The sequence below is a fragment of the Pseudomonas sp. B26(2017) genome (genome assembly GCF_002113045.1).
In the GTDB taxonomy this organism is placed as follows: domain Bacteria; phylum Pseudomonadota; class Gammaproteobacteria; order Pseudomonadales; family Pseudomonadaceae; genus Aquipseudomonas.
Map to the genome: position 1 here is coordinate 300,958 of NZ_NEJJ01000004.1, position 15,313 is coordinate 316,270.

The 15,313-nt window shown below is 60.6% G+C and carries 13 protein-coding genes; 8 read left to right on the forward strand and 5 right to left on the reverse strand.

All coding sequences use genetic code 11. The annotated features are described in order from the left end of the window. The first annotated feature begins 1 nt into the window (after position 1). From pcaH to pcaC, 6 genes are all read left to right on the forward strand, one after another. Positions 2-706 (forward strand): protocatechuate 3,4-dioxygenase subunit beta, encoded by a 705-nt coding sequence (gene pcaH / locus CAF79_RS08555; protein WP_085697452.1) that lies wholly within the window; start codon positions 2-4, stop codon positions 704-706. Between the two features lies 1 nt (position 707). After that, on the forward strand, positions 708-1,274 hold the full coding sequence (pcaG, locus tag CAF79_RS08560) for a protocatechuate 3,4-dioxygenase subunit alpha (RefSeq protein WP_085697453.1): 567 nt from the start codon (positions 708-710) through the stop codon (positions 1,272-1,274). A gap of 203 nt (positions 1,275-1,477) precedes the next feature. Continuing rightward, positions 1,478-2,773 carry an MFS family transporter gene (locus tag CAF79_RS08565; RefSeq protein WP_085697454.1) on the forward strand — a complete coding sequence of 432 codons (1,296 nt, stop codon included), beginning with the start codon at positions 1,478-1,480 and terminating at the stop codon, positions 2,771-2,773. 47 nt (positions 2,774-2,820) lie between these two features. Next, the gene (locus CAF79_RS08570) at positions 2,821-4,185 is read left to right on the forward strand and encodes a 3-carboxy-cis,cis-muconate cycloisomerase (protein WP_085697478.1); all 1,365 of its coding nucleotides are present in this window, start codon (positions 2,821-2,823) and stop codon (positions 4,183-4,185) included. A gap of 12 nt (positions 4,186-4,197) precedes the next feature. Beyond that, positions 4,198-4,989, forward strand: coding sequence for a 3-oxoadipate enol-lactonase (pcaD, locus tag CAF79_RS08575; protein ID WP_085697455.1), 792 nt, complete (start codon positions 4,198-4,200; stop codon positions 4,987-4,989). A gap of 10 nt (positions 4,990-4,999) precedes the next feature. Beyond that, on the forward strand, positions 5,000-5,392 hold the full coding sequence (gene pcaC, locus CAF79_RS08580; RefSeq protein ID WP_011332825.1) for a 4-carboxymuconolactone decarboxylase: 393 nt from the start codon (positions 5,000-5,002) through the stop codon (positions 5,390-5,392). Between the two features lie 51 nt (positions 5,393-5,443). Here the strand turns inward: pcaC and CAF79_RS08585 are convergent, their stop codons facing one another. Together CAF79_RS08585 and CAF79_RS08590 are read right to left on the reverse strand one after the other, a co-directional pair. Then, positions 5,444-6,259: a methyltransferase domain-containing protein gene (locus tag CAF79_RS08585; protein ID WP_085697456.1), complete on the reverse strand. Its 816-nt coding sequence runs from the start codon at positions 6,257-6,259 to the stop codon at positions 5,444-5,446. Positions 6,260-6,426: 167 nt separating this feature from the next. Next, positions 6,427-7,686, reverse strand: coding sequence for an OprD family porin (locus CAF79_RS08590; protein ID WP_085697457.1), 1,260 nt, complete (start codon positions 7,684-7,686; stop codon positions 6,427-6,429). Between the two features lie 393 nt (positions 7,687-8,079). Here CAF79_RS08590 and CAF79_RS28750 point away from each other — a divergent pair, with 393 nt between their 5' ends. Beyond that, positions 8,080-8,508 (forward strand): hypothetical protein, encoded by a 429-nt coding sequence (locus tag CAF79_RS28750; protein WP_139832571.1) that lies wholly within the window; start codon positions 8,080-8,082, stop codon positions 8,506-8,508. Positions 8,509-8,565: 57 nt separating this feature from the next. Here the strand turns inward: CAF79_RS28750 and emhC are convergent, their stop codons facing one another. The 3 genes from emhC to emhA are packed head-to-tail and all read right to left on the reverse strand — an operon-like array spanning position 8,566 to position 14,348. After that, positions 8,566-10,026, reverse strand: coding sequence for an efflux RND transporter outer membrane subunit EmhC (gene emhC, locus CAF79_RS08595; protein ID WP_085697458.1), 1,461 nt, complete (start codon positions 10,024-10,026; stop codon positions 8,566-8,568). After that, entirely contained in the window at positions 10,023-13,187 is a 3,165-nt protein-coding gene (emhB, locus tag CAF79_RS08600) for an efflux RND transporter permease subunit EmhB (protein ID WP_085697459.1), read from the reverse strand. The genes emhC and emhB overlap by 4 nt, the downstream gene beginning before the upstream one ends. 3 nt (positions 13,188-13,190) lie before the next feature. Continuing rightward, on the reverse strand, positions 13,191-14,348 hold the full coding sequence (emhA, locus tag CAF79_RS08605) for an efflux RND transporter periplasmic adaptor subunit EmhA (RefSeq protein ID WP_039771445.1): 1,158 nt from the start codon (positions 14,346-14,348) through the stop codon (positions 13,191-13,193). 266 nt (positions 14,349-14,614) lie between these two features. Between emhA and emhR the strand changes: the two genes are divergently transcribed. Then, the gene (gene emhR / locus CAF79_RS08610) at positions 14,615-15,247 is read left to right on the forward strand and encodes an efflux system transcriptional repressor EmhR (protein ID WP_085697460.1); all 633 of its coding nucleotides are present in this window, start codon (positions 14,615-14,617) and stop codon (positions 15,245-15,247) included. Positions 15,248-15,313: the final 66 nt, after the last annotated feature.

Below are 15,313 nucleotides of genomic sequence, written 5' to 3' on the forward strand. Positions count from 1 at the left end.
AATGACTGACAAGCCTGGTTACCGCCGCCCGCAGGAAGGCACCCAGCCGCCGTACCTGCATCCGACCTATCAATCCACCAATCTGCGCTCGCCGTCCAAGCCGTTGGTGTTTCTGCCGCATTCGCTGTCGGAAATCACCGGCCCGACCATCGGTGCCGAGCGTGTGGCCGACACTGACAACGATCTGACCGCCCAGCATCCAGGTGAGCCATTGGGCGAGCGGATCATCATTCACGGGCGTGTGCTCGACGAAGACGGTCTGCCGGTGCCGGGAATTCTGGTGGAGATCTGGCAGGCCAACGCCGCCGGTCGCTACAACCATGCCCGCGACCTGCACGACGCGCCGCTGGACCCGAACTTCACCGGCACCGGCCGCACCGTGACGGATGCGGACGGCTGGTATCAGTTCCAGACCATCAAGCCCGGCGCTTATCCATGGGGCAATCACCACAACGCCTGGCGCCCGGCGCACGTACATTTTTCGCTGTTCGGGCCGAGCATTCTGACGCGCCTGGTCACGCAGATGTATTTCCCGGGCGATCCGCTGCTGGCGTACGACCCGATCTATAACTGCGTGACGGACACCTCGGCCAAGGAACGCCTGATCGCCGCTTTCGATCTGGAAAAAACCATTCCGTCCTACGCCCTCGCTTATCGCTGGGACATCGTGCTGCGCGGCCGCGAAGCCACGCCGATGGAGAAATGAGATGACCCTGACTGCGACCACGTCCCACACCGTCGGGCCGTATTACCACATCGGCCTGACCTGGCTGAACCGTGAGCACCTCGCCAATGAACTGACCCTCGGCCAGCGCGTGGCGATCAGCGGGCAAGTGGTGGATGGCAACGGCGATGTCGTCAACGACGCCATGCTCGAAGTCTGGCAGGCCAACGCCGCCGGCAAATACGATCACCCGGAAGACGAGCAGGCCAAACCGCTCGACCCGAATTTCGAAGGCTTCGGCCGGGTGCCGGTGGATGCCGAAGGGCGCTTCCGTTTCACCACGATCAAGCCGGGCACGGTCGAAGGCCTGAAGGGCACGACCCAGGCGCCGCATCTGGTGGTGCTGGTGTTCGCGCGCGGTCTGGTGAAGCACTTGCTGACGCGGATTTATTTCGAAGGCGATCCGGCGAACGTCAATGACCCGCTGCTCGAATGCGTACCGGCCGAGCGCCGCGCCACGTTGCTGGCGAAGCCGGATGCAGCGGGTGTTTATCAGTGGAATGTGATCCTGCAGGGCACTGATGCGGAAACCGTGTTCTTCGATTATTGAACCGGATACTGATCGTTCCCACGCTCTGCGTGGGAATGCATACCGTGACGCTCCGCGTCACAGTGGACGCAGAGCGTCCATGGCGGCATTCCCACGCGGAGCGTGGGAACGATCAGAGATCGGGTCTGGTTGGTGATCCAATGTGGAACGGGACTGTTGCGAAGTGTGTCTAGACTCTCACTGTCCCTATCGAGTGAAAAACAATGACAACCCTCACCTCCCATTACACCGGTGAAGAGCGCAGCAAGCGCATCTTTGCCATTGTCGGCGCGTCGTCCGGCAACCTCGTCGAATGGTTCGACTTCTACGTCTACGCCTTCTGCGCGATCTATTTCGCCCCGGCGTTCTTCCCCTCCGACAACCCCACGGTGCAACTGGTAAACACGGCAGGCGTATTCGCCGCCGGGTTCCTGATGCGACCGATCGGCGGCTGGATATTCGGTCGGGTGGCGGACAAGCACGGGCGCAAGAACTCGATGCTGATTTCGATCCTGATGATGTGCTTCGGCTCGTTGCTGATTGCCTGTCTGCCAACTTACAAGGACATCGGCGTCTGGGCGCCGTTGCTGCTGTTGTTCGCGCGTCTGCTGCAAGGCCTGTCGGTGGGCGGTGAGTACGGCACCACGGCGACCTACATGAGCGAAGTCGCGCTCAAGGGCCAGCGCGGGTTCTTCGCCTCGTTCCAGTACGTGACCCTGATCGGCGGGCAACTGCTGGCGGTGCTGCTGGTGGTGATCCTGCAACAGTTCCTGTCCGAAGAAGAATTGCGTGCCTACGGCTGGCGGATTCCATTCGTGGTCGGGGCGGTGGCGGCGCTTATTTCGTTGTTCCTGCGACGCACGCTGAAAGAAACTACCAACAAGGAAACGCGTGAGCACAAGGACGCCGGCAGCATCAGTGCGCTGTTGCGCGACCACAAGGCCGCGTTCATCACCGTGCTCGGTTACACCGCCGGCGGCTCGCTGATTTTCTACACCTTCACCACGTATATGCAGAAATACCTGGTGAACACCGCCGGCATGCACGCCAAGACGGCCAGTTACATCATGACCGGCGCGCTGTTCCTGTACATGTGCATGCAGCCGCTGTTCGGCATGCTCGCCGACAAGATCGGCCGACGTAACTCGATGCTCTGGTTCGGCGGCCTCGGTACGCTGTTCACGGTGCCGATCCTGCTCAGTCTGAAAAGTGTCGGCAGCCCGTTCCTGGCCTTCGTGTTGATTACTCTGGCGCTGGCGATCGTCAGTTTCTACACCTCGATCAGCGGCCTGGTTAAAGCCGAAATGTTCCCGCCGGAAGTCCGCGCCCTCGGCGTCGGCCTGGCGTATGCGGTGGCCAACGCGATCTTCGGCGGTTCGGCAGAATACGTCGCCCTGAGCCTCAAGGCTGGAGGGATGGAAAACGCGTTCTACTGGTATGTCACGATCATGATGGCCGTGGCGTTCCTGTTCAGCCTGCGCCTGCCCAAAGAAGCGAAGTATTTGCACCACGACCTTTAAAACCGATGCGCGCGGGCCACATCGGCCCGCGCCGGCAAGGACTGTTTATGACTCAGCGACCGGGCAATCAATTGTTCGATGCCTACTTTACTGCCCGCGATATGCGCGACGTGTTCTGTGATCAGGGCCGGGTGCAGGCGATGCTCGACTTCGAAGCGGCGCTGGCCCGCGCCGAAGCGCGGGTCGGGTTGATTCCGGCGAGTGTTGTGGCGTCGATCGAAAACGCCTGCCGCGCCGGGTTGTTTGATTTTGCAGCGTTGGGCGAGGCGATTGCCACGGCCGGCAATTCGGCGATTCCGCTGGTCAAGGCGTTGGGCAAACAGATCGCCGCAACCGATGCCGAAGCCGAGCGCTACGTGCATCTGGGCGCTACCAGCCAGGATGTGATGGATTCCGGGCTGGTGCTGCAATTGCGTCAGGCGCTGGAGTTGATTGAAGGGGAGCTGGCGCAACTGGCCGACTCCCTCGCCAGTCAGGCGCAGCGCCACGCCGCGATACCGCTGGCCGGGCGCACCTGGCTGCAACATGCGACGCCGGTGACGCTCGGCATGAAGATCGCCGGCTGGCTCGGCGCCGTGACCCGCAGCCGGCAGCGTCTGCGCGAACTCAAGCCACGGTTGCTGGTGCTGCAATTTGGCGGCGCGTCCGGCACCCTCGCCGCGCTCGGCGAGCAGGCGTTGCCGATTGCCCGGGCGCTGGCCGAAGAACTGCAACTGACTTTGCCGGAACAGCCTTGGCATACCCAGCGTGATCGCATCGTCGAATTTGGCGCTGTGCTTGGGCTGATCGCCGGCAGCCTCGGCAAATTCGGCCGCGACATCAGCCTGTTGATGCAGACCGAAGCGGCGGAAGTGTTCGAACCCTCGGCGCCGGGCAAGGGCGGTTCCTCGACCATGCCGCACAAACGCAATCCGGTGGGCGCGGCGGTGTTGATCGGCGCGGCGACGCGGGTGCCGGGGCTGGTGTCGACGCTGTTCAGCGCCATGCCTCAGGAGCACGAACGCAGCCTTGGCCTGTGGCACGCCGAATGGGAAACCCTGCCGGAAATCTGCTGCCTGGTGTCCGGCGCGCTGAAACAGGCCCGGCTGCTGGCCGACGGTCTGGAAGTCGATGCCGCGCGCATGGCCCGTAATCTGGAACTGACCCAAGGCCTGGTGCTGGCCGAAGCGGTGAGCATTGTGCTCGCGCAACGGGTCGGCCGCGATACCGCGCATCATCTGCTCGAGCAATGCTGCAAACGGGCGGTGGCCGAACAGCGGCAACTGCGTGCGGTACTCGGTGACGAACCGCAGGTAACCGCCGAACTGAGTGCTACCGAACTGGATCATCTGCTTGATCCCGCCCACTACCTTGGTCAGGCGCAGGTCTGGGTCGAGCGGGCAGTGGCCGAACACAACGCATTGTCTGATTGAAAGGAGAGGGCTGTGGCTTTCGTTCAACTCGCCGATGGCGAACTGCATTACACATTGGAAGGCCCGGTCGATGCGCCGGTGCTGGTGTTGTCGAACTCGCTGGGCACCGACCTGCACATGTGGGACGTGCAGATGCCGGCCTTCACCGAACATTTCCGGGTGCTGCGTTTTGATACGCGCGGTCACGGCCAGTCGCTGGTGACTCCGGGCCCTTACAGCATCGAGCAACTGGGCCGCGACGTGCTGGCGCTGCTGGATGCGCTGCATATCGAACGCGCGCATTTCTGCGGTCTGTCGATGGGCGGCCTGATCGGCCAGTGGCTGGGGATCAACGCCGGCCAGCGGCTGAACAAACTGATCGTGTGCAACACGGCGGCGAAAATCGGCGACCCGTCGGTGTGGAATCCGCGCATCGAAACCGTGCTGCGCGACGGCCCGGCGGCGATGGTCGCGCTGCGTGATGCGTCGATTGCCCGCTGGTTTACTCCGGATTTTTCCGCCGCCCATCCGGCGGCGGCCAAGCAGATCACCGACATGCTGGCCGCGACCCATCCTGAAGGTTACGCCGCCAACTGCGCGGCGGTACGCGATGCGGATTTCCGTGAGCAGTTGTCGTCGATCACGACGCCGCTGCTGGTGATCGCCGGTACCGAAGATGCAGTGACGCCACCGTCCGGCGGGCATTTCATTCAGGAGCACGTGCGCGGTGCCGAGTACGCCGAGTTTTATGCGGCGCACCTTTCCAACGTTCAGGCCGGCGACGCGTTCAGCGACCGTGTGCTGACCTTTTTGCTGGCCGATTGAGGGGATTCCCGTGGACGAGAAACAACGTTACGACGACGGCATGCAAGTGCGCCGCGCGGTGCTCGGCGACGCTCATGTCGATCGCAGCCTGACCACGCTGACCGAGTTCAACTCGGAATTCCAGGAGATGATCACCCGTCACGCCTGGGGCGATATCTGGACTCGCCCGGGCCTGCCGCGTCACACCCGCAGCCTGATCACCATCGCCATGCTGATCGGCATGAACCGCGAAGGTGAACTCAAGTTGCACTTGCGGGCGGCGGCCAACAATGGCGTGAGTCGCGGCGAGATCAAGGAAGTGATCATGCAGAGCGCGATCTACTGCGGGATTCCGGCGGCGAATGCGACGTTTCATCTGGCCGAGTCGGTTTGGGATGAGCTGGGCACCGAATCACGCGAGTAATCGTTGAATTCAGGGGATCGCAACCAGTTGAAGACTGCGATCCTTCGAACCTCACACCTTGGCGACAATGAAAATCCGCTTGAACGCAAACAACGTATGGCCGTTTTCCTCCTGCGGATAATGCGCATGCACCCGCATCAGGTAGTGATAAATGAAGCGCGCCTGTTCCTCTGACGTCAGCCCCAGCATCACCGGTCGTAGCGCCGACACCTTCACCCAGTCATATACCGGCGACTTGCCGTCGACCACCTGCAACTGCTCGGTTTCCCAGATATCCAGCGACCGGGTCAGTGGCGCAAGCAAACGGTAGTAATCCTCCAGCGACAATAACGGCCGGGCCGCCATGCGCTCGCGCAGTTGTGGGCTGCCCAACGGTTTGCCACCGGGGCCGGCATCGTCGAGGGTGTCGAGCATCAGCCGGTACCACAGCGCATCGCGCCAGTCCGGCATGTGCGCGGCCAGACAACCGCCAGGGTTGAGGTGGCGGAGCAATCCCGGCAACAGCATTCGATGGTCATCGATGAAGTGCAGCACGGCTGCGGCGAACAACAGGTCGGCCGGCTTGCGGGGTTTCCAGCGTTGCAGGTCGGCGTGTTGCCAGCGCGCCTTGATCGGCAGGCAACGGGCGACCTGAAGCATGTCCTGCGAACTGTCGATGCCTTTGAGGTTTGCCAGCGGCCAGCGATCTGCCAGAACCTTCGTGGCAATCCCGGTCCCGCAACCGAGGTCATAAATGCGTTGAGGATTGTCCAGGTCGACACGACCGAGCAACTCATCGACCGGTTGTTGCCTGAGACGGGAAAACTGCTGGTACGCCTTGGCATCCCAGTCCTTGTCGACGGGAGCCGGTTTGAGTCGGGTGATCATGAGGTGGTCCTCCGGTGATCAGCAGGGTCTTCCGATGACAACCTGGCCAAGTCTTGAGGACCTACATCAACAGATAACGGAAGCGAAGAGGGTGGAGCACCTGAGTCCTTCAGGTTTTTCCACTCTAGATGATGGCTGGTGCAACGCCAGCCATTCGGACAGGCGGCCTAGAGCAGGCTGATCGGATAGCTGACGATCAGACGGTTTTCGTCGAACTCGTTGTTGCTGAAGTCACGACGCATGGTCGAGTTGCGCCATCTGACGTTCAGGTTCTTGAGCGCGCCGCTTTGTACGGTGTAGCCCAGTTCCGATTCGCGGCCCCATTCCTTGCCGTCAGTGATGGTGCCGGTGTGCACGTTGTCGCCGCTGATGTAGCGGTTCATCAGGGTCAGGCCGGGCACGCCGAGGGCGGCGAAGTTGTAATCGTGGCGCAGTTGCCAGGAACGTTCCTGTGCGTTGTCGTAGCTTGCGTTGTAGCTGTCGTTGGCCAGAGTGCCGCCGCTGGTGCCGTTGACGCGCATCCAGGCGCTGTCGCCGGTGAGCTTTTGCAGGCCGACGTAGAAGGTGTTGCCGCCGTATCGCGCCGAGAACATGCCCGACCAGGTCTTGTTGTCGAGGTCGCCGGCACGGGCACTGCCGTCGTCCTTGCCGTAGAAGAAACCGAGGTTGGCGCCCAGGGTCCAGTCGCCGACCGGCTGGCTGTGAATCAGGTTGACGTATTGCTGGCTGTAGATGTCCTTGAGCTCGGCGTTCCACAGGCCGATCTGGGTGCGCTTGTCGTTGAACACGTATTCGCCGCCCTGGAAGTTGAAGCGATCGGAGGTGAAAGCGGCTTTGCCGGTCATCGACATGTCGCTCATGCTGCTGTCGTCACGGGGGCTGTTGGCGCGGAACTGGCCGCCGTAGAGAGTCAAGCCGTCGATTTCCTTCGAGGTGATCTGCCCGCCGCGAAAGGTCTGCGGCAGGGAGCGACCGTCGTCCGAACGCAGGATCGGCAGCACCGGCATCCACTCGCCGACCTTCACTTCGGTCTGCGACAGCTTTGCCTTGAACGCGACGTTGGTGCGGCCGAAGTTGTCCGCGGGGCGCCCGTCACGATCGAGCGGCAACAGTTGCGTGCCGCCCGTGCCTTTGCCGCCATCGAGCTTCACCGAATACAACCCCAGTACATCGATGCCGAACCCGACGGTGCCCTGGGTGAAGCCGGACTTGGCGTCGAGGATGAAGTTCTGCGTCCACTCTTCAGCCTTGCCCTGAGCCTTGGTCGGGTTGGTGAAGTTACGGTTGATGTAGAAGTTGCGCAGGTTCAGGTTGACCTTGGCCCCTTCGATGAAACCGGCTTCTTCAGCCGCGGCGGGCAGCGCGACGCCGGCCAGGGCGAGGGCGATCAGGCCGGGAAGTGCGTAGGGCGCAGGGGACGTTGTCATGTTCTCGGGTCTCTCTTGTTTTTTTGGGCGAACGGGGACGCTGCGGCCGTTTCTGAGGCGCAGGAATTCAATGGAATCAGGGGGCGAGCGGCGGCGATCAGCCGGATGGAGCAGGGCGCGGGAGCATGGTGTCGAACCTGTTGTTATTGGTTTTGTAGGGCAAATGGTGCGGGGAATTAACTGGAGGGTTCAATTGGCAAAAGCGGGTTTTGGGCGATTATCGAACGCAAGATAGATGACTGACATTTAGAATATTTCGATCTAAATATTAAATCCAACCATCTTTAATTGTTGCTGGACCTGTCAGATATGACAGTTGTTCTGATTGCGGATTTTCCCTAACGTTATTGTGCAAGGTAAATATGAAATTCAATTTTTTATGGGACGAATGATATGAATAGTTCAAAGCAGCCTGTTGGTTCAATGACGGTGCAACATCATATAGGTGGTCAGGTGGTAACACTTCATACCACTTCTTTTAGGTTTTTCCCTAAAGGGGAAAAATTTGCTTTGCTCGCTTATTTTGGAAACGATGGTGAAGAAGCACCAGTTTTGCAACTGAAGTGCAGTAGTAAATTAACTACTGGAACGTATCCCATCGAAATAAAAGAAAGTGAGTCGACGGTATCCGCAACCTGGGGAGTGGGAACGCTGGAGGGACTCTTCGGCGTTCGTGGTACAGGTGAAATTGAATTGAAAAAATTTTCATCTTCATTAACAGCTAACTTGATTGAAGGTTCTTTGTCGTTCCGAATTAAAGAGAGTGGAGTACCAGAGGAGCAAAAGGTGGTAGTCGAAGAGTTTAAAGTAGAGGAAAAATGATTATTGAAGTTTTGTCGCTGCAATAAAAAGCCCACTGTTTAGTGGGCTTTTTTTGAGTCAGAACAACTTCATCTTCGGCGCTTCTTCTTTCAGCGGCTCGTTCTGCGCGGTCTGCGCATTCCAGCCACCGCCCAGTGCCTTGTACAGGTTGACCGCACTGGTCAGCTGCGCGAGGCGGTCGGTGATCAGGGCTTGTTGGGCACTGAACAGCTGACGCTGGGCATCGAGGAAGGTCAGGTTGCTGTCGACGCCGATGCGATAGCGACGCTCGGCCAGACGGTAGTAGTCCTGGTTGGCAGCGACGAAATCACGCTGGGCCTGCAACTGCTCGGTGTAGGTCTGGCGCGCGGCCAGGCCATCGGCGACTTCCTGGAAGGCCGTTTGAATGGACTTCTCGTAGTTCGCCACGCCAATGTCCTTCTGGATCTTGGCGTAGTCGAGGCTGGCGCGCAGGCTGCCGGCGTTGAAGATCGGCAGGTTGATCTGCGGCTGGAACAGCCACGTACCCGAACCGCCCTTGAACAGGCCGGACAGGTCCGGGCTCAGGCTGCCCGCGTTGGCGGTCAGGCTGATGCTCGGGAAGAACGCTGCGCGGGCCGCGCCGATGTTGGCGTTGGCCGCCTTCAGGTTGTATTCGGCCTGAAGGATGTCCGGACGACGTTGCAGCAGATCCGACGGCAGGCCGGCCGGCACGTCGGCCAGCAGGTCATCCGACAGCGGTTTGGCCGCTTGCAGGTTGGCCGGCACACCGGTGCCGAGTAGCAGGGTCAGGCTGTTTTCGTCCTGGGCGACCTGGCGGGTATAACGCGCCAGTTGAGCCCGGGCGTTCTCGACCGAAGTGCGCGACTGTGCCAGGTCCAGCGCCGAAGCCACACCGACTTCATTGCTGCGGCTGGTCAGCTTGTAGCTTTCCTCGAAGGCACCGACGGTGTCCTGAGTCAGCTTGAGCAGTTCCTTGTCGGCCTGCCAGGTCAGGTAGGCATTGGCCACGCTGGCCACCAGACTGATCTGGGTGCTGCGGCGCGCTTCTTCGGTGGCGAAGTATTGTTGCAGCGCTTGTTCACTCAGGCTGCGAACCCGACCAAACAGGTCGAGTTCGTAGGCGCTGATGCCGACGGTAGCGGAGTAGGAACTGGTGATCGTCGAATCACCGGTCTGCGACGCACGGGCCGGAACCCGCTGACGGCTGCCGCTGGCATTGGCCGACACGGCCGGGAACAGATCGGCACGCTGGATGCGGTATTGAGCCGCGTAGGCGTCGATGTTCAGCGCCGCGACACGCAGGTCGCGGTTGTTTTCCAGGGCGACCTGGATCAGCTGCTGCAGGGCAGGGTCATGGAAAAACTGCTTCCAGCCCTGTTCGGCAGCGGCCTGCGCCGGTGCCTCGGCCGGCGAGTACGCCGGGCCCTGCGGGAATTGCGCAGCCACCGGTGCTTCAGGCTGCTGATAATCCGGTATCAGCGAGCAACCGCTCAGCACGAACGCGGCGACTGCGATGGAGAGTAGCGACTTGCTCATTGGCCAGCCTCTTTAGGAGTTTCGATGGTGTCATCCTTGTCGGCGTTTTTGCGCTGACCCATGGACGACACAGTGACGAAGAACAGTGGGACCCAGAAGATCGCCAGAACGGTGGCAGTGATCATACCGCCAATCACCACGGTGCCGATTGCGTGCTGGCTGCCCGAACCTGCCCCGGTGGAAATTGCCAGAGGCACCACGCCGAGGATGAACGCCAGGGACGTCATGATGATCGGACGCAGACGCATGCGGCAAGCCTCGATGGCGGCATCGCGCAGACTGCTGCCCTGTTCGTGCAGTTCCTTGGCGAATTCGACGATCAGAATGGCGTTTTTCGCCGCCAGACCAATGGTCGTCAACAGACCCACCAGGAAGTACACGTCGTTGGACAGACCGCGCAGACTGGTCGCCAGCAATGCCCCGATGATCCCCAGCGGTACGACGAGCACGACGGCGATAGGAATCGACCAGCTCTCGTAGAGAGCCGCCAGACACAGGAACACCATCAATAGCGACAGCGCGAACAGTGCCGGCGCCTGCGAACCTGCCAGACGCTCTTCATAGGACAGACCGGTCCAGGAAATACCGACACCCTTCGGCAGTTTGGCAGCAATCGCCTCGACCTCGGCCATGGCTTCACCGGTGGAATAGCCAGGCGCCGGGGCACCGAGAATCTCGACTGCTTCCACGCCGTTGTAACGCGACAGTTTTGGCGAGCCGTAGATCCACTCCCCCTTGGCGAATGCGGAGAACGGAACCATGGTGCCGCTGGCGTTACGCACATACCATTTCTTGAGGTCTTCCGGGCTCATGCGCGAGTCCGGCTGGCCCTGTACGTACACCTTCTTCACCCGACCACGGTCGATGAAGTCGTTGACGTAGCTACTGCCCAGCGCAATCGACAGGGTGTTGTTGATGTCGGAGATGGTGATGCCCAGAGCACTGGCCTTCTCGTCGTCGATTTCCAACTGGAACTGTGGTTCGTCGTTCAGACCGTTCGGACGCACCTGCGACAGCACTTTGCTTTGCGCGGCCATGCCCAGGAACTGGTTACGCGCGGCCATCAGTTGCTCGTGACCGATACCGGCACGGTCCTGCAGGAACACGTCGAAACCGGTGGCGTTACCCAACTCCAGTACGGCCGGCGGGGCAAAGGCGAACACCATTGCATCGCGGAAGGTGAAGAAGTGCTGCTGGGCGCGGGCGGCGAGTTTGAACACGCTGTTGTCGGCGTTCCGCTCGTGCCACGGCTTGAGCATGATGAACGCCATGCCCGAGCTCTGGCCACGGCCGGCGAAGTTGAAGCCGGTCACGGTGAATACCGACGCTACGGCGTCGCCTTCACCGCCATCCTTGGTCGGACGCAGCAGGAACTCACGCATTTCATCCACGACCACTTGAGTGCGCTGGGCACTCGAACCGGCCGGGGTCTGCACCTGGGCGAACAGTACGCCCTGGTCTTCTTCTGGCAGGAAGGACGATGGAATACGCAGGAACAGCCAGATCATGCCGACGAAGATGATCAGGTAAGCCAGCAGGTACGGGGCCTTGTGGCGCAGGATGTTGCCGACGCCGCGCTCGTAGCTTTTGACGCTGCGGTCGAAACCACGGTTGAACCAGCCGAAGAAGCCTTTTTTCGGGGTGCCGTGTTCGCCGTGTGGAATCGCCTTGAGCATGGTGGCGCACAGCGCCGGGGTGAAGATCAGTGCAACCAGTACCGACAGCGCCATGGCCGACACGATGGTGATCGAGAACTGCTTGTAGATCACACCGGTGGAGCCGCCAAAGAATGCCATCGGTAGCAATACCGCCGACAGCACCAGGGCGATACCGACCAGGGCGCCCTGGATCTGGCCCATGGATTTCTTGGTCGCTTCCTTCGGTGACAAGCCTTCTTCGCTCATCACCCGCTCGACGTTTTCCACCACAACGATGGCGTCGTCCACCAGCAAACCGATGGCCAGCACCATGCCGAACATGGTCAGGGTGTTGATGCTGAAGCCGGCCGCCGCGAGGATGCCAAACGTGCCGAGCAATACCACCGGCACGGTCATCGTGGTGATGACGGTGGCGCGGAAGTTCTGCAGGAACAGGAACATCACCAGGAACACCAGCACGATCGCTTCGACCAGGGTTTCAACCACACCCTTGATCGACTCGGTCACCACCGGGGTGGTGTCGTACGGGAACACCACTTCCATCCCTTGCGGGAAGAACGGCTTGAGGCTGTCGATGGTGTTGCGCAGTGCTTTTGCAGTGTCGAGGGCGTTGGCGCCGTTGGCCAGTTTCACCGCCAGACCGGAAGCCGGGCTGCCGTTGAACTGGGCGCTGATCGCATAGTTCTCGCCACCCAGGCCTACGTCGGCGACGTCTTTGAGGCGAACCTGCGAGCCGTCCTTGTTGACCTTGAGCAGAATCTCTTTGAACTGCTCGGCGGTCTGCAGACGGGTCTTGCCGATGATCGTGGCGTTCAGCTGCTGGCCCTGCACGGCAGGCAAGCCACCGAGCTGACCGGACGAAACCTGGACGTTCTGCGCCGCAATCGCGGTTTTCACGTCGACCGGGGTCAGGTTGAAGTTGTTCAGCTTGGCCGGGTCGAGCCAGATGCGCATCGCGTACTGGGCACCGAAGACCTGGAAGTCACCGACACCGGCGGTCCGGGAAATCGGGTCCTGCATGTTCGACACGATGTAGTTGGACAGGTCGTCCTTGGTCATGCTGCCGTCACGCGACACCACGCCGATCACCAGCAGGAAGTTCTTCACTGCCTTGGTCACGCGGATACCCTGTTGCTGCACTTCCTGCGGCAGCAGCGGGGTGGCCAGGTTCAGCTTGTTCTGGACCTGGACCTGCGCGGTGTCGGAGTTGGTGCCTTGCTCGAAGGTCGCGGTGATGGTCATGCTGCCGTCGGAGTTACTTTCCGAGGACACATAACGCAGGTTGTCGATACCGTTGAGTTGCTGCTCGATCACCTGGACCACGGTGTCCTGAACCGTCTGTGCCGAAGCACCCGGGTAGGTCACGGAGATCGCAATGGCCGGTGGCGCAATGCTCGGGTACTGGTTGATCGGCAGCTTCAGGATCGAAAGTGCCCCGACCAGCATGATCACCAGGGCAATTACCCAGGCGAAAATCGGACGGTCGATGAAAAATTTTGACATGGATTACTCCCCTTTGCCGCCGGCGGCTTTGTCAGCTGCCTGAGCGGGGGCCGGGTTCTTCTTGCCGACGTTGGTCGCTTCGGTCGGTTTGACCTCAACACCCGGTTTGACGAATTGCAGCCCTTCGGTGATCAGGCGATCGCCGGCCTTCAGGCCGTCTTCGATCAGCCACTGGCTGCCGACGGTGCGACTGGCCTTGAGCTGACGCAGTTCGACCTTGTTGTCCGGGCCGACGACCAGCGCGGTCGGAGTGCCTTTGAGGTCGCGGGTCACGCCTTGTTGCGGTGCGAGGATCGCGGCGCTGTTCACACCGGCCTGCAACTGCGCGTGGACGAACATGCCCGGCAGCAGGGTGTGATCCGGGTTCGGGAACACAGCGCGCAGGGTCACGGAACCAGTGGTCTGATCGACCGACACTTCGGAGAATTCCAGCTTACCGTCGAGCTTGTACTGGCTGCCGTCTTCCAGGGTCAGCTTGACCGCAGCGGCGTTGTCGCCGGCTTTCTGCAGACGGCCGCTTTCCAGCTCGCGGCGCAGTTCCAGCAACTCGACCGAGGACTGGGTGACGTCGACATAGATCGGGTCCAGTTGCTGGATCACGGCCATCGCGTCGGTCTGGCCGCTGCTGACCAGCGCGCCCTCGGTCACCGAAGAGCGGCCAATACGACCGGAGATCGGCGCGTAGACCTTGGTGTAGCGCACGTTGATCTGTGCGCTCTGCAACGACGCTTCCGATTGCAGGCGGTTGGCCACGGCGGTGTCGTATTCCTGACGGCTGACCGCCTGCTCGTCGACCAGTTGCTTGTAGCGGTCGGAGATCGACTTGGTCGAGCGCAGGTTGGCTTCGGCGCTTTTCAGGGTCGCTTCATAGACCGACGGATCGATCTGATACAGCTGCTGGCCGGCTTTGACATCGCCGCCTTCCTTGAACAGACGCTTGAGAATGATGCCGTTGACCTGCGGGCGAACCTCGGCGATGCGGAACGCGCTGGTGCGGCCCGGCAGTTCGGAAGTCAGGGTAAAGGCTTGTGGTTGCAGGGTGACGACGCCGACCTGAGGAGGTGGTGCGGCGGGAGCCGCCTCTTCCTTTTTACATCCGCTGAGCAGCGATGCCAGGGCGACGGCAGTGACCAGAGCGGTAACAGCTGGCTTGAATTGCATGAAGATCCTCGGGTCAGGCGCGCGAAAAGCGCACAAGAAGTGTGGAAGGGTAAAAAAAGGTTACCGGGTGGATAAGTAGCTTGCTAATGAATATACTTACGTTCATGGTTGTTTGTAAACACCTTGGCTGCGTACCCAACCGGTTACAAAAGTCGTGGCAAGGTCTGAAATTGTAGGCCGGGGAGTCGATCCGCGAGAGATCCACCCCTTTTTATTCAGCGGATATTCAGCCATCCCTGAAACATCCTGTTTGAGGTTTTACTGCCATGGTTCGTCGCACCAAAGAGGAAGCTCAGGAAACGCGAAGCCAGATTCTGGAAGCCGCCGAGAAAGCTTTCTATGAAAGGGGCGTGGCCCGTACGACGCTGTCCGACATTGCGAGCCTTGCGGGTGTAACGCGCGGTGCCATCTACTGGCACTTCAGCAACAAGGCCGATCTGTTGCAGGCGATGCTCGATACGCTGAAGGAACCGCTGGATGAACTGGCAAAGGCCAGCGAAAGCGAGGACGAACCCGATCCGCTGGGCTGCATGCGCAAGTTGCTGATTCATTTGTTTCATCAAATTGCGCTGGACCCAAAAACCCGGCGCATCAACGAAATTCTGTTTCATAAGTGCGAGTTCACCGATGAAATGTGCGATCTGCGCCAGCAGCGCCGGACCGCCAGCCTCGATTGCAATGTGCGGATCGCGCTGACATTGAGTAATGCGGTCAATCGTGGGCAGCTGCCGGCAGACCTCGACACTGCCCGGGCAGCCATCAGCATTCACGCCTATATCGACGGCCTTCTCTATGGATGGCTCCTGGCGCCGGACAGCTTCGAACTCTACGCCGAGGCCGAGCGCTGGGTCGATACCGGGCTGGACATGCTGCGCTTGAGCCCCAGCCTGCGCAAATGAAACAAAATTCGTTATTGGATCAGTTTGTGTCAATGAAGGACGCGGATGAAGATCCGTGTTCACTCG

Excerpts from the sequence above, each read along its gene's own strand:
- pcaH (WP_085697452.1), top strand. The coding sequence starts at position 2 with ATGACTGACAAGCCTGGTTACCGCCGCCCGCAGGAAGGCACCCAGCCG.
- pcaG (WP_085697453.1), top strand. The coding sequence starts at position 708 with ATGACCCTGACTGCGACCACGTCCCACACCGTCGGGCCGTATTACCAC.
- CAF79_RS08565 (WP_085697454.1), top strand. The coding sequence starts at position 1,478 with ATGACAACCCTCACCTCCCATTACACCGGTGAAGAGCGCAGCAAGCGC.
- CAF79_RS08570 (WP_085697478.1), top strand. The coding sequence starts at position 2,821 with ATGACTCAGCGACCGGGCAATCAATTGTTCGATGCCTACTTTACTGCC.
- CAF79_RS08585 (WP_085697456.1), bottom strand. The coding sequence starts at position 6,259 with ATGATCACCCGACTCAAACCGGCTCCCGTCGACAAGGACTGGGATGCC.
- CAF79_RS08590 (WP_085697457.1), bottom strand. The coding sequence starts at position 7,686 with ATGACAACGTCCCCTGCGCCCTACGCACTTCCCGGCCTGATCGCCCTC.
- CAF79_RS28750 (WP_139832571.1), top strand. The coding sequence starts at position 8,080 with ATGAATAGTTCAAAGCAGCCTGTTGGTTCAATGACGGTGCAACATCAT.
- emhC (WP_085697458.1), bottom strand. The coding sequence starts at position 10,026 with ATGAGCAAGTCGCTACTCTCCATCGCAGTCGCCGCGTTCGTGCTGAGC.
- emhB (WP_085697459.1), bottom strand. The coding sequence starts at position 13,187 with ATGTCAAAATTTTTCATCGACCGTCCGATTTTCGCCTGGGTAATTGCC.
- emhA (WP_039771445.1), bottom strand. The coding sequence starts at position 14,348 with ATGCAATTCAAGCCAGCTGTTACCGCTCTGGTCACTGCCGTCGCCCTG.
- emhR (WP_085697460.1), top strand. The coding sequence starts at position 14,615 with ATGGTTCGTCGCACCAAAGAGGAAGCTCAGGAAACGCGAAGCCAGATT.